The sequence below is a fragment of the Luteimonas sp. 8-5 genome (assembly GCF_029763755.1).
In the GTDB taxonomy this organism is placed as follows: Bacteria; Pseudomonadota; Gammaproteobacteria; order Xanthomonadales; family Xanthomonadaceae; genus Cognatiluteimonas.
In genome coordinates this window covers 22,602-35,356 of the sequence record NZ_JARUVM010000009.1, presented here as the reverse complement: position 1 = coordinate 35,356, position 12,755 = coordinate 22,602, and the positions used below count along the sequence as shown (strand labels likewise).

The window sequence follows — 12,755 nt, the reverse complement described above, 5'->3', positions numbered from 1 at the left end:
TAGCTTCCGGCAGTCCGGTTGATCCGGATCAAGAACCCCGGTTCGCGGCGCGCGGATGATGGCGCGGCCGGGAAACGCCCGGCGCCACCGGAGCGATTCCATGCAGTTCCAGCTGTCCACCCCCGACCCCGACGCGGCCAGGTTGGCCTCGGCCCTGCGCCCGATCGACCCCGACGCGCGCATTGCCCTGGACGCCGCGCGCGGTCGCCTGGAGGTACTGACCTCCGCCACCACGGTGCAGGTGCTCAACGTCCTCGAATCGATCGGCTGGGTCGCGCGCCCGCTGGAACAGGAAGTCCACATCAGCGGCGGCAGTACCTGTTGCGGTCATTGCGGTTAGGCGTCTTCTCGTCCAGGCACCGGGTTGCCGTCGCGATCCACGACCAGGCGCACGCGTTTGCCCTGGTAGTAGAAGCTGGCGCGGTACAGGCCCGCATCCGGGCCCGTGCCGCGCTCGCACAGCACGGTGATCTTGCGGTGGTCCATCAGGCGCCGGAACTCGGCGACTTCCAGCCCCAGGCCCGCGGCCACCAGGGCGGCGTCCACCGCCACTTCGTTGACGGGATTGAGCTCGATTGGAATGGGGTTGCCCATGGTCGCAGTCTGGTCGCGCGGGGCATGCGTCGCCATGACCTGGATCAGGCCTGCTGGACCTGGTGCGGCGCGTGCTAATTTGGCCGAGCCGGGGCGGGGGCCCCGTTCGTCCAGATGTTGTCAAAAGGGGAGAAGCATGACTGAAGCAGCCAAACCCAAACCCGGGTTCGCCGCCCGCGCGGCCAAGGTAGGTGGCTGGATCCTGCTCGGCGTGGCCGGTTTCATGTTGAACGAGGCCCTGGCCTGGGCGCGCGATGCGGCGATGGACAAGCCCGACTACCTGCAGGACCTGGCAAAAAAGCAGGAGCAGGAATTCAAGGACATCAACGACCAGCTCAGGCAGATCGGCGCTTCCATCGAGTCCGGGGATCGCCAGGCGTTCGCCCAGGTGAAGGACTCGATCGAGGGCATCGAACGCACCAACTCCAGCCTGATCCAGCAGCTGGTGCTGGCCAAGCAGGAGAACGAGACGCTGCGCCGCATCACGCAGGAAAAAGCAGGCGTCTCCGGCGGCTACGATTTCATCCTCGCCGAGAACGCGGGCGTGCGCATCGACCGCGACACCGTTCTTGGCGTGGACTACGTGAGCGAGCGCGGTGCGCGCGTGAACCTCACTCACGCCGGCGCGGAACGTCCGTCGTCGCGGTTCCTGGGGCCGGGCGAATCGGTGCCGTTCCGCAGCGAGGCCGGTGCGGACTGCAAGGTATCGATGGTCTCGTTCAATGACGCAAAAACCGGCACCGCCTCGTTCGTGGTGGGGTGCAACGCCGCAGGCTGAACCTGGAGACTCCCATGCGCCTTGCCTTGAGCTGCCTGTTCCTCGCGTCGACGCTGGCGGCCTTTGCCGCCGGTGCCCAGCCATATTCCGGACCGATCATCGACGTCCACCTGCACGTGGGCGCAGCGGCGCCAGGCGCACCCAACCCGGCTACCGGGGAGCCGACTACGGCAAACACCGACGCCGACCGCGAACGCCTGACGTTGGAACGCATGCGCAAGCACGGCATCGTGCTTGGCCTGGTCAGCGGGCCGGACGCCTACATGGCCAGCATGCGCAAGGCTGGGGGCGACGCGATCTGGGCAGGCGCATTCCTGGACGACGGACACAATACGTTGCCGCCGCCGGAGGTGCTCCGCGCCGCTTTCGAAAGCGGGGAACTGAAGGTGATGGGCGAAATCGGCGCCCAGTACCACGGGCTGGACCCCGGCGATCCCTGGTTCGAGCCTTACCTGGCGCTGGCCGAGGAGTTCGACATTCCCGTCGGGATCCATACCGGCCTGGCACCTCCCGGGACGCCATATGGCTGCTGCCCGGATTTCAGCGTCGAACTGGGCAATCCCAAGTTGCTCGAGCCGGTGCTCAAGCGCCACCCCAAACTGCGCCTGTGGCTGATGCACGCCGGCTGGCCGTACCTGCAGGAAACCAAGGCGTTGCTGTACATGTATCCGCAACTGCATGCGGACGTGTCGGTGATCGACTGGATCATCCCGCGCCAGGAATTCCACGACTACCTGCAGGCGCTGATGACCGCCGGTTTCGGCGACCGGCTGATGTTCGGTTCCGACCAGATGATCTGGCCCGAAGCGATCAGCCTGGCGGTGGAAGGCGTGGACAGCGCGAGCTTCCTGACGCCGGCGCAGAAGCGCGCGATCTTCCACGACAACGCGGCGCGCTTCCTGAAACTGCCTCCCGCCGTGGACTGATCGCCGTCAGGGCTCGCGCGGCACCAGCTTCAGCAGCGGGCCGTCGCTGCCGTCGCCGAGCAGCCACAGCGCCCCGTCCGGGCCTTGCTCGACTTCGCGGACGCGCCGACCCATATCGAAGCGCTGCGCCTCGCGTGCGCCGTTGCCGTCGAACTCGATGCGCACCAGCGACTGCGACGACAGGCCGCCGATGAAGGCGTCGCCTTTCCAGGCAGGGAACAGGTCGCCGTCGTAGAACACCAGCCCCGCCGGCGAGATCACAGGCGTCCAGGCAATCACGGGGGCGCGGAATTCCGGCCGGGTGTCGTGGTCGGGAATCGGCAGGCCGCTGTAGTGGTTGCCTTCGGAGACCAGTGGGTAGCCGTAATTCGTGCCCTTCTCGATGCGGTTGAGCTCGTCGCCGCCGCGCGGACCCATCTCGTGCGCCCACAGCTGCCCGTTGCCGTCGAAGGCCAGCCCCAGCACGTTGCGGTGGCCCAGCGTCCACACCTGCGCGGCCACGCCACCCTGTGCAACGAACGGGTTGTCGGCCGGAACAGTGCCATCGTCGTTGAGCCGGACGATCTTGCCCAGGTTCATCGACATGTCCTGGGCGGGGTCGAACTTCTGGCGCTCGCTGGAACTGATGTAGAGCATGCCATCCGGGCCGAAGGCGATGCGCTGGCCGTAGTGTCCGTTGCCGCCCGTCTTCGGCTCCTGGCGCCAGATCACCTGCAGGTTTTCCAGCGCGCCGCCGCCGGCATCGTCGAGCGCCAGGCGTGCGCGGGCGACCGCCGAGCCGGTCCCGCCGTCGCCGGCTTCGACGTAGCTGATGTAGAGCAGCTGGTTGTCGGCAAACCGCGGATGCAGGACCACGTCGCCGAACCCGCCCTGGCCGCGATGGACGACCGATGGCACGCCTGGCACTGATCCCGTCTTCCCGCTTCCGGGGTCGAACAGCTTCAGCGTGCCGCCCATCTCGGTCACCAGCAGCCGGCCGTCCGGCAGGAAGGTCATCGCCCAGGGCGAATCGAAGCGCGCCAGTTCGGTGGTAGCGAAACCGGTCGCGGTTTCCGGCTCGGCCGCCTGTGTCGTCGTCGTGGCGGCCGTGGCGTCCTTGTTGCCCATGTCGCCACAGGCCGCGAGCAGGCCTGCGCACAGGGCCAGCAACACCGGGTTTCCAACGCGTGGCATGGGGGTTACCTCGCTGCGGTTTTCTTCTTCGTCAGTCGTTTGGCAGGCTTGCGGGCCGGGGGCGCCGTGGTCCCGTCGCCATGCAGGGTCAGCAACGACTCCATCAGTTGTTCGTCGGCGCTCGAACACACGCCCAACAGCAGCGCCTCCTTGCAGCCCTCGGCCACGATGTAGGCGTGTCCCATGTTCGAGTCGATGTACACCCCTTCACCGGCCTCCAGCACGATGGGGTCGTAGAACTCGGTGTGCACTTCCATGCGCCCTTCGAGGACGTGGATGTATTCCTCGCCCGAGTGGCGCACCAGTTCGCCGAACTGTTCGATGCTCCTGGCCCGCACGCGGGTGAGCACCGGGATCATGCGCTTGTGGCGCAGTTCCGGGCACAGGTAGTAATAGTCGTAGTTGGCGGTGGTGACGCGAATGGAGTCGTCGACGCGGCCGATGCTGCGGCGCGCGGTGACCGGTGGCTCGGGCGTGTCGTCCTGCTCGGCGAACAGCTCGGACATGCGCAGCTGCAGGCGCTGGCTGAGCTGCAGCAGCTTGTCGTAGGTCAGGGTGAGGCGGTCGTGTTCGACCTTGGACAGGGTCGAGAGGGGGATGCCGGAGTGTTCGCTCATCTGCTTGAGCGTCCAGCCCCGGCGCGAACGCAGCGAACGCAGGAGCGCTCCGATCGTGGGGTGTTGCGCAGTCATCCGTGGGGAACCTTTGTTCTGTCCTGTCCGGGATCATCATCCCTTCCGGAGGGCGGGGAGGGAAGGGTGGCGGGTTGACAATTCTCCAATTGGGATCATTATCGCCAAATCAGGATAAACGCTGGGGGTCATCCGATGCGCGCGATTCCGGGGATGTTGTGTGGTTTGCTGATGGCCGCGGTGGCCGGCCTGGGCCAGGTTTCCGCCCAGGAAACGACGGGCGCACCGGCATCCTTGCCGCCGGCGACGATTCCCGCCGATCCGGCCGCAGCCGGCGACCTGGTGCCGCCGGCGCCGGCCGACGGCGTGCCCGTGCTGACGCGCGACGATGTCGAAGCCTGGCTCGACGGATTCGTCCCCTATGCGCTGGCCACCGGCGACATCGCAGGCGCCGTCGTGGTGGTCGTCGATGACGGCCAGGTGCTGCTGCAGAAGGGCTACGGCTACTCGGACCTGGCCACGCGGTCGCCGGTGGATCCGGAAGCCACGCTGTTCCGCCCCGGTTCGATCTCCAAGCTGTTCACCTGGACGGCGGTGATGCAGCTGGTGGAGCAGGGCAAGCTGGACCTGGACGCCGACGTCAACCAGTACATCGACTTCACCGTGCCCGAGCGCGACGGCAAGCCGGCGACGCTGCGGCAGATCATGACCCACACCACGGGCATGGAAGAGCAGATCCGCGCGCTGATCACGGCCAAGGACTCGGAGATCACCCCGCTGGGCGAGGCGCTGAAGCACTGGGTGCCCGAGCGCATCCACGAGCCCGGGACCACGCCGGCCTATTCCAACTACGCCACCGCGCTGGCCGGCTACATCGTCGAGCGCGTGTCCGGCGAATCCTTCGACGACTACATCGACCGGCACATCTTCGAGCCGTTGGGGATGGCCCATTCCAGTTTCAGGCAGCCGCTGCCGCCTGCATTGCTTGCCGGCATGTCGAAGGGCTACGCGCGCGCCTCCGAGGGCGAAGCGAAGGAGTACGAGTACATCAGCCTGGCCCCGGCCGGGAGCCTGGCCTCGACCGGCGCGGACATGGCCCGCTTCATGCTCGCCCACCTGCAGGGCGGCGCCTACGGCGACGCGCGCATCCTCGGCGCCGACACCGCGCGCATGATGCACACCACCGGCCAGGCGTCGGTGGGGCCGCTCAACCGGATGATGCTCGGCTTCTACGAAACCTCGGTGAACGGCCATCGCGCGATCGCCCACGGCGGCGACACGCAGTGGTTCCATAGCGACCTGCAACTGTTCCCCGACGACGGCATCGGCATCTTCGTGTCGATGAACAGTTCCGGCCGCGAGGGCGCGACCGGGCATGTGCGCAATGCGCTGGTCCGCAACTTCGCCGACCGCTACCTGCCGGGCACGGCCGAGACGGCGCAGGGCGTGTCCGAGGAAGTCGCCAGGGAGCATGCCGCGCAGATCGCCGGCACCTACACCAGCAGCCGCCGCCCCGAAACCACGTTCATGTCGCTGGCCAACCTGCTCGGGCCGATCAAGGTACTGGCCAACGAGGACGGCACGATCAGCGTGTCGCTGGCACTGGGCGCCAACGGCGTGCCGCGCAAGTGGCGCGAAGTGTCGCCGTATGTGTGGCAGGACGTGGCTGGTGCCGACCGCCTTGCGGCCGACGTCGTCGACGGCCAGGTCACGCGTTTCACCCTGGAGCCGTTCGCGCCGATCATGGTGTTCCAGCGCCTGTCGGCGTGGGACGCGCTGGCCATGCCGCTGCTGGTCGCGAGCTTGGCAATCCTGTTGCTGACGCTGCTGGCCTGGCCGGTCTCCGCGCTGGTGCGCCGCTACTACGGCGTGCCGTACCGGCTGTCGGGCATCGATGCGCGCGCGCACCGGCTGGTGCGCATCGCGGCGCTGCTGGCGCTGCTGGCGGTCGGTGGCGTGCTCGCCCTGGTGCTGTCGATGTTCAACGACCTGGCGCTCACCAGTCCCGACAGCGACGGCCTGATCGTGGCACTGCGCCTGTTCGCGCTGGTGGCCTTGCCGGTGGCCGCCGCCATCGGTGTCTGGAATGCATGGGTCGTGCTGCGCGGTCGCCGCCGCTGGCTGGCGAAGCTGTGGGCGGTGTTGCTGGCCCTGGCTTGCCTGTTCACGCTGTGGATTGGTTTCGCCAACCACCTGATGGGCTTCGGTGCGAACTACTGAGGGCGGCGCCGTGGGGCGTCTGGTCCTGGAGCTGCACAACGAGCCGCTGCGACTGGCGGCTCCGTTCCGGATCGCCGGGCACGTCTTCGAGGCGATGCCCGCTACCATCGCGACGCTGCGCGAAGGCAAGTACACCGGGCGCGGCGAGGCAGCCGGTGTGTACTACACCGGCGACGGCCCCGACACCATGCTCGCCACTCTGGAAGCCTTGCGCGACGAGATCGAGGCCGGCATCGACCGGCAGGCACTGCGCGAGCTGCTGCCCGCCGGCGGCGCACGCAACGCGCTCGACTGCGCGCTGTGGGAGCTCGAGTCGCAACGAAGCGGCTTGCCGGTCTGGAAGCTGGCGGGGCTGCACGCAGTGCGCCCGCTGGTCACCACCTTCACCATCGGTGCCGACGACCCGGAGACCATGGCCGAACGCGCTGCCGCGTTCACCGGCGCGCGCGCACTCAAGCTGAAACTCACCGGCGAGCTCGACCTCGACATCGCGCGGGTGCGCGCCGTGCGCGCGCGCTGCCCCGATCCGTGGATCGGCGTGGACGCGAACCAGGGGTATGCGGCCGGCAGCTTGCCGGCGCTGCTACCGGCATTGCTCGAGGCGCGGGTATCGCTGCTCGAGCAACCCTGCGCGCGCGGCCGCGAACACGAACTGGACGGGATCGAGCGCGTCGTTCCATTCGCCGCCGACGAAAGCATCCTCGACCTGGCCGAACTCGAGGCGCGGCACCACAACTTCGACGTGGTCAACATCAAGCTGGACAAGTGCGGCGGCCTGACCGAGGGGCTGATGATGGCCGCGCGCGCCCGTGAACTGGGCAAGCAGGTGATGGTCGGCAACATGTGCGGCACCAGCCTGGCGATGGCGCCTGCATTCGTGCTCGGACAGCATTGCGATGTCGTCGACCTCGACGGGCCGATCTTCCTGGCCCACGATCGCGAGCCGACGGTGCGTTACGCCGGCGGTTGCATCGATTGCAACGACGCGGTCTGGGGGCCGCGTACGTGAACGCCGTGGCGGACAGGACCTGGTTCGGCCAGCCGCGCGGCCTGACGATCCTGTTCCTGACCCAGATGTGGGAGATGTTCTCCTACTACGGAATGCGCACGCTGCTGGTCTATTACATGACCAAGGAGCTGCTGTTTGCGCAGGAGAAGGCGTCCTTCATCTACGGCGCCTACACCGCGATGGCCTACTTCACGCCGATCCTGGGCGGCGCGATCTCCGACCGCTGGCTGGGCAAGCGCAACGCGGTGGTGATCGGTGGCGGCATCATGGCGCTCGGGCATTTCGCCATGGCCTTCGAGCCGATGTTCTATTTTGCGCTGGGCACGATCGCGCTGGGCAACGGCCTGTTCCTGCCGAGCCTGCCCAGCCAGATCAACGACCTGTATGCACCGGGCGATCCGCGCCGCGGCCGCGCCTGGAACGTCTACTACGTCGGGTTGAACATCGGCGGGTTCATGGCGCCGCTGGTGTGCGGCACGCTTGGTGAACTCTACGGTTGGCACTACGGCTTCGGTGCCGCGGGCATCGGCATGTTCGCCGGCCTGGTGATCTACCTGCTCGGGCGCAACTACCTGCCGCCGGAGTTGCAGCGCCGCGCCGTGCCCGCCACGCCCCTGGGCGGCGAGCGCAGCGACCGGCGCAAGGTCTTCTTCCTGCTGCTGGGCGTGGGCATCGCTGCCACGATCTTCCGCGGCGCTTACGAACAGGTCGGCAACACGTTGCCGCTGTGGATCGATACCGGCGTGGACCGCGCGTGGGCCGGTTCGGTCATACCCATGACCTGGTTCCAGTCGCTCAACCCGCTGCTGGTCATCGCCATGACGCCGTTCCTGCTCTGGTACTGGCGGCGCCGCAGCGACCTGCGCGGCGATACCCCGCCCGCGATGCGCATGGCCGCCGGCGCGCTGATCGTGGCCGCGGCCTACCTGATGCTGGCGCTGGTCACCGCGCTGTCCGGCGAGGCGCGCGCGAGCTGGCTGTGGGTGGTGGCGTTCTTCGCCATCCTCACGTTCGGCGAACTGCACATCCTGCCGACCGGCCTGGGCCTGTTCGCGAAACTGGCGCCGCCGCGGCTCGGCGCGACCACGGTCGCCTCGTGGTTCCTGGCCATCTTCAGCGGTAGCCTGCTTGCAGGATTGGTCGGCGCGCTGTGGTCCAGTGCCAGCCATTCGGGCTTCTTCCTGCTGCTCGCAGGCCTGGCAGTCGCCGCAGCCGCGTTGCTGTGGTGGCTCGATCGCCCGATCCGTTCGCTTTCCTGACCGTCCATCGCAAGGAGTACCGCCATGCGCATGCCCATTGCCCTGCTCACACTCGCACTGGCTGCCTGCGCCGCCACGCCTGCTGCTGATGCGCCAGTGGCGTCCTACGACGTGCTGATCCGCAACGGCCTGGTCTACGACGGCAGCGGTGCCGCGCCGCGGCGCGTGGACGTGGCGGTCGAAGGCGACCGCATTGCCGCGTTGCTGCCGCCGGGCAGTAAAGCGAGTGCACGCCAGGTACTGGATGCGAGCGGTCGCGCGGTCGCGCCCGGCTTCATCAACACCCTGAGCTGGGCGGTCGATTCGCTCATCGTCGACGGGCGTGGCATGAGCGACACCAAGCAAGGCGTCACCCTGGAGATCTTCGGCGAGGGCTGGTCGATGGGGCCGCTGGACGAGCGCATGAAGGCCGACGCCGTGGCCCAGCAGGGCGACATCCGCTATCCCATCCAGTGGACCACGCTGGGCGAGTACCTCGAATTCCTCGAGACCCGCGGCATCACCCCGAACGTCGCTTCCTTCGTCGGCGCGACCACGGTGCGCATGAACGTGCTCGGCGAAGCCGATGTCGACCCCGATGCCGCACAGCTGGCGCAAATGCAGGACCTGGTGCGCGCGGCCATGGCCGAGGGCGCGCTGGGCGTCGGCACCTCGCTGATCTATCCGCCGGCGGCCTTCGCCGAGCCTGGGGAAATCGTGGCGCTGGCGCAGGCCGCGGCCGAATCCGGTGGCGGCTACATCAGCCACATGCGCAGCGAGGCCGACCGTTTCCTGGATGCGCTTGACGAAACCATCGCCATCGCCCGCGCCACCGGAGAGCGCGCCGAGGTCTACCATTTCAAGGCGGCCGGCGAGAAGAACTGGCCGAAGATGGCGCAGGCCATCGAACGGGTCGAAGCAGCGCGCGGCGAAGGCCTGAAGGTCAGCGCCAACATGTACGCCTATACCGCCGGCGCGACCGGACTGACCGCGGCGCTGCCGCCGTGGGTGCAGGCCGACGGCCATGCCGCGATGGTGGAGCGCCTGCGCGACCCCGCGATCCGCGAGCGCGTGCTCGCCGAGATGGCCGACCCCGACGTCGAGTGGGAGAACCTGCGCCTGCTCGCAGGCTCCGACGAGCGCCTGCTGCTGCTCGACTTCAGGAATCCGGCGCTCAAGCCGCTGACCGGCCGCACCTTGCAGAGCGTGGCCGCCGAGCGCGGCAAGTCAGGCGCCGAAACCCTGATCGACCTGATCGTCGAGGACGACTCGCGGGTGGGCGCGGCGTATTTCCTGATGAGCGAGGAGAACGTGGAGCTCGGGCTGCGCCAGCCGTGGGTCAGCCTGGGTTCCGACGCCGAGTCGTCGGCGCCCGAAGGCGTGTTCCTCAAGGCCAGCACCCATCCGCGCGCCTACGGCAACGTCGCGCGCTTCCTCGGCCGCTACGTGCGCGACCGCGGGCTGATGCCGCTGGAGGAGGGCATCCACCGCCTGACCGGACTCCCGGCGGCCAACTGGAAGCTGCGCGATCGCGGCTGCCTGCAGGCCGGCTGCTTTGCCGACATCGTCGTGTTCGACCCGGTCGCCATCGCCGACCACGCCACCTACGACGCGCCGCAGCGCTACGCGACCGGCGTCGACGACGTGTTCGTCAACGGCGTCCAGGTGCTGCGCGACGGCGAACACACCGGCGCCACGCCGGGCCGGTTCGTGCGCGGGCCGGGCTGGCAACCCGCCGAATGAGCGCCCTGGGCGCGTTTTTCTGAATGAGTTGACAATTTTCTGATTAGGATCATTATCCCTGATCAGGAATCCGGCCCGTCGCCTGGGGAGGCACCGATGAACGCGATCCCGTTGAATCCGACTACCCGCCCGCGCACGCGGCTTGCGCTGGCCATCGCCGCCGCGCTCGCCTGCGCGACCACCGCGCCCGTCATGGCCCAGGAGGCCGCGACCCAGGGCCAGTCGGCCCAGGCCGACGAGGAAGCCACCGAGTTGGGCACCGTGGTGGTGACCGCCAACAAGCGCGTGGAGAACGTGCGCGAAGTCGCCGCCGCGATCAGCGTCATCGGCGAGCGCGAACTGGAGAACATCGGCGCCAACTCGCTGGCCGACTACGCCGACCTGGTGCCGGGCATGCAGGTGCAGGACAACGGCACCGCCGGCATGACCTCGATCTCGATCCGCGGCATCGCCGCGATCTCCTCCGGCGCCACCGTCTCCACCTACGTCGACGAAGTGCCGGTGGGCTCCAGCGGCGTGTACCAGGCCGCGAACATCTTCAACCTCGACCTGCTGCCCTACGACATCAGCCGCATCGAGGTGCTGCGCGGTCCGCAGGGCACGCTGTACGGCGCCGGCGCCATCGGCGGCCTGCTCAAGTACGTCACCCGCGAGCCGAGCCTGTCGGCGACGGAGTTCCGCGTCGGCGCGGGACTGTCGTCGGTGCAGGAAGGCGACCAGGGCTGGAACGTGCGCCTGGGCGCGAGCCTGCCGCTGCAGCAGGATCGCCTGGGCCTGCGCCTGAGCTATGCGCGCAACGAGGTTCCCGGCTACACCGACAACATGGTCGACGGCGAACGCGACATCAACGGCGCCCGCCAGACCAGTGCCCGCGCCGCGCTGCTGTGGGAAGGCGAGTCGGTCGACGTGAAGCTGGCAGCGCTGCACCAGGGCATGGAGAGCGACACCTCCGCTTCGGTCGCCCTCGACCCGGCCACTGGCGCGCCGATCGGCGGCGACTTCGAGGGGCGTTCGTGGCAGCCGCAGCCCTTCACCAAGGACCTGGACCTGTACTCGCTGACGCTCGACTGGGATCTGGGCTGGGGCGACTTCGTGTCCGCGACCGGCTGGTCCAACACCGACACGATGTACCAGCTCGACGCCTCGGTGCAGTTCGGCGAGTTCGCCAACCTGCAGCTCGGCCTGCCCGAAGCAGGCGCCTCGCACGTCCGCTACACCCTGGATCTGGAGAAATTCACCCAGGAATTCCGGCTGAGCTCGAAGAGCGGAGGCCGTTTCGAATGGCAGGCCGGTGTGTTCCACAGCCGCGAGGACGCGATCCAGAGCCAGTTCGTGCCGCTGATGCAGCGCGACGGCTCACCGCTGCCGGCGCCGTTCGACGAAATGTTCGGCGTGCTGGCGGTGATCGACCTGCCCAGCGAGTACCGGGAGACGGCGCTGTTCGTCAACGGTTCGCTGCGCGTGGGCGAGCGCTTCAAGATCGACGCCGGCCTGCGCCAGGCGCGCAACGACCAGTGGTTCAGCCAGAACGTGCCCGCCGGCGTGCTCGCGCCGATCGGCGACGTACCCGGCGAATCCGAGGAAGACGTCTCCACCTGGAGCCTGGCGCCGCAGTACCAGTTCTCCGAGGACACCATGGTGTATGCGCGCGTCGCCACCGGCTACCAGCCCGGCGGCCCCAACGTCGCGCTGCCGGGCATGCCGCCCAGCGTGGACTCGTCGATGCTGCGCAGCGCCGAGGTCGGCCTGAAGACGCAGTTCGCCGACCGCCGCGTGCAGCTCGACCTGGCCGCCTTCCGCATCGACTGGGACGACATCCAGGTCGCGGCGCAGTTCAATGGCATCGGCGGCCTGATCAACGGCGGCGAAGCCACCAGCGAGGGCGTCGAACTGTCGGCCTTCCTGCGTCCGACCAACCGCCTGCAACTCGGGCTCAACGCGACCTACACCGATGCGACGGTGAAGAGCGACTTCGAGTCGACGGTGATCCCGCAACCGGGCTTCGACGTGATCCTCAACACTGGTCTGGCCGGAGACCGCCTGCCCTACGTGCCGAAGCTGGCGTGGTCGGCGACCGCAGAGTACCTGTTCGACATTGGCCGCGTGCAGGGCCAGGTCGGCGCCGTGCTGCGCGGCATGGGCGAGCGCTTGAACGACACCACCGAGCGCCAGCGCATCACCATGCCCGGCGATGCATCGACGATCCTGGACGAAGTGCTGACCGCGCCGATCGAGCTCGACGCATACCACGCCGTGGACCTGTACGCGGGGATCGAATGGGACCACTGGTCCGTGCGCGCCTACGTCAACAACGTCACCGACGAGCGCGCCTGGTCGATCATCTCGCCGATCAACAGCGCGCTCACCGGCGTGACCGACCACTGGAGTGGCGTCCCGATCCAGCCGCGCACCTTCGGGCTGGAAGTGGACTACCGGTTCTGA

The 12,755-nt window shown here is 68.2% G+C and carries 11 protein-coding genes; 8 read left to right on the top strand and 3 right to left on the bottom strand.

Going from position 1 to position 12,755, the window contains the following annotated elements:
- Positions 1-100 precede the first annotated feature (100 nt).
- Complete coding sequence (locus QAA18_RS01995) at positions 101-340, top strand: hypothetical protein (RefSeq protein WP_279410625.1); 240 nt, start codon at positions 101-103, stop codon at positions 338-340.
- On the opposite strand, the gene QAA18_RS01990 is transcribed toward QAA18_RS01995, so the two are convergent.
- Positions 337-630, bottom strand: coding sequence for a DUF6522 family protein (locus QAA18_RS01990; RefSeq protein ID WP_279410624.1), 294 nt, complete (start codon positions 628-630; stop codon positions 337-339). The genes QAA18_RS01995 and QAA18_RS01990 overlap by 4 nt on opposite strands.
- Before the next feature lie 100 nt (positions 631-730).
- Here QAA18_RS01990 and QAA18_RS01985 point away from each other — a divergent pair, with 100 nt between their 5' ends.
- Both QAA18_RS01985 and QAA18_RS01980 read left to right on the top strand, forming a co-directional pair.
- Complete coding sequence (locus QAA18_RS01985; protein ID WP_279410623.1) at positions 731-1,372, top strand: hypothetical protein; 642 nt, start codon at positions 731-733, stop codon at positions 1,370-1,372.
- A gap of 14 nt (positions 1,373-1,386) precedes the next feature.
- Positions 1,387-2,298: an amidohydrolase family protein gene (locus QAA18_RS01980; protein ID WP_279410621.1), complete on the top strand. Its 912-nt coding sequence runs from the start codon at positions 1,387-1,389 to the stop codon at positions 2,296-2,298.
- A 6-nt stretch (positions 2,299-2,304) separates the two neighbouring features.
- On the opposite strand, the gene QAA18_RS01975 is transcribed toward QAA18_RS01980, so the two are convergent.
- Both QAA18_RS01975 and QAA18_RS01970 read right to left on the bottom strand, forming a co-directional pair.
- Positions 2,305-3,471 (bottom strand): PQQ-dependent sugar dehydrogenase, encoded by a 1,167-nt coding sequence (locus QAA18_RS01975; RefSeq protein WP_279410620.1) that lies wholly within the window; start codon positions 3,469-3,471, stop codon positions 2,305-2,307.
- Between the two features lie 5 nt (positions 3,472-3,476).
- Positions 3,477-4,163 carry an XRE family transcriptional regulator gene (locus QAA18_RS01970; protein ID WP_279410619.1) on the bottom strand — a complete coding sequence of 229 codons (687 nt, stop codon included), beginning with the start codon at positions 4,161-4,163 and terminating at the stop codon, positions 3,477-3,479.
- Between the two features lie 135 nt (positions 4,164-4,298).
- On the opposite strand from QAA18_RS01970, the gene QAA18_RS01965 reads away from it, so the two are divergent.
- The 5 genes from QAA18_RS01965 (at position 4,299) to QAA18_RS01945 (ending at position 12,755) form a co-directional block, all read left to right on the top strand.
- A complete protein-coding gene (locus tag QAA18_RS01965) occupies positions 4,299-6,323 on the top strand; it encodes a serine hydrolase (RefSeq protein ID WP_279410617.1) in 2,025 nt (674 codons plus the stop codon).
- Positions 6,324-6,333: 10 nt separating this feature from the next.
- Positions 6,334-7,332 carry a dipeptide epimerase gene (locus QAA18_RS01960; RefSeq protein WP_279410616.1) on the top strand — a complete coding sequence of 333 codons (999 nt, stop codon included), beginning with the start codon at positions 6,334-6,336 and terminating at the stop codon, positions 7,330-7,332.
- Positions 7,329-8,591, top strand: a complete 1,263-nt coding sequence (locus tag QAA18_RS01955) for a peptide MFS transporter (RefSeq protein WP_279410615.1) — start codon at positions 7,329-7,331, stop codon at positions 8,589-8,591. Before QAA18_RS01960 ends, QAA18_RS01955 begins: the two co-directional genes overlap by 4 nt.
- Before the next feature lie 24 nt (positions 8,592-8,615).
- Positions 8,616-10,313 (top strand): amidohydrolase family protein, encoded by a 1,698-nt coding sequence (locus QAA18_RS01950; RefSeq protein WP_279410614.1) that lies wholly within the window; start codon positions 8,616-8,618, stop codon positions 10,311-10,313.
- Positions 10,314-10,409: 96 nt separating this feature from the next.
- Positions 10,410-12,755, top strand: a complete 2,346-nt coding sequence (locus QAA18_RS01945) for a TonB-dependent receptor (protein WP_279410612.1) — start codon at positions 10,410-10,412, stop codon at positions 12,753-12,755.

What these genes read in the sequence shown, in the direction of transcription:
- QAA18_RS01970 (WP_279410619.1), bottom strand. Translation starts at nt 4,163, where the DNA reads ATGACTGCGCAACACCCCACGATCGGAGCGCTCCTGCGTTCGCTGCGT.
- QAA18_RS01975 (WP_279410620.1), bottom strand. Translation starts at nt 3,471, where the DNA reads ATGCCACGCGTTGGAAACCCGGTGTTGCTGGCCCTGTGCGCAGGCCTG.
- QAA18_RS01965 (WP_279410617.1), top strand. Translation starts at nt 4,299, where the DNA reads ATGCGCGCGATTCCGGGGATGTTGTGTGGTTTGCTGATGGCCGCGGTG.
- QAA18_RS01990 (WP_279410624.1), bottom strand. Translation starts at nt 630, where the DNA reads ATGGCGACGCATGCCCCGCGCGACCAGACTGCGACCATGGGCAACCCC.
- QAA18_RS01945 (WP_279410612.1), top strand. Translation starts at nt 10,410, where the DNA reads ATGAACGCGATCCCGTTGAATCCGACTACCCGCCCGCGCACGCGGCTT.
- QAA18_RS01995 (WP_279410625.1), top strand. Translation starts at nt 101, where the DNA reads ATGCAGTTCCAGCTGTCCACCCCCGACCCCGACGCGGCCAGGTTGGCC.
- QAA18_RS01950 (WP_279410614.1), top strand. Translation starts at nt 8,616, where the DNA reads ATGCGCATGCCCATTGCCCTGCTCACACTCGCACTGGCTGCCTGCGCC.
- QAA18_RS01980 (WP_279410621.1), top strand. Translation starts at nt 1,387, where the DNA reads ATGCGCCTTGCCTTGAGCTGCCTGTTCCTCGCGTCGACGCTGGCGGCC.
- QAA18_RS01985 (WP_279410623.1), top strand. Translation starts at nt 731, where the DNA reads ATGACTGAAGCAGCCAAACCCAAACCCGGGTTCGCCGCCCGCGCGGCC.